We start from the raw sequence: 347 nt of genomic DNA, 5'->3' as shown, positions 1-347 counted from the left end.
TCCGGACCGATAGCCTGCTGGAGTTCGGGCGGGGTGACTTCCCGGTTTGGCCCCTGATTGATCCAGGATTGAGCCGCCTCGCCCTGTCCGTTCTGCTTGAAGTGCTCGAGCAACTCGCCGATCCCGCCGTTCAGGAGCGAACCCACGCCGCCGCCCCCCACAAGGCCACCAAGGTTGCCGAGCATGCCGCTCAGGGAATCCTTGGCACCCGCCGGCTGACCGGAGGTCGCACTGCGAAACATGTCGGCCAACTTGTCACGATTCTGGTAACCGGCGATTGCGAGCATACCCAAGAGGGCGGTCATCGATGGCATTCCGCGGCTCATATTCGGCTCCTCAGTTCGATC

The 347-nt window shown here is 63.1% G+C and carries 1 protein-coding gene; it reads right to left on the bottom strand.

The window, feature by feature from the left end; genetic code table 11:
• The coding region (locus tag AC0L20_RS40280; RefSeq protein WP_473295712.1) for a YidB family protein at nt 1-326 on the bottom strand (326 nt) is incomplete at its 3' end.
• Nucleotides 327-347 lie beyond the last annotated feature (21 nt).

The sequence above is a fragment of the Bradyrhizobium sp. Kon58 genome, assembly GCF_055807455.1.
This window is presented reverse-complemented; position numbering and strand designations above follow the sequence as displayed.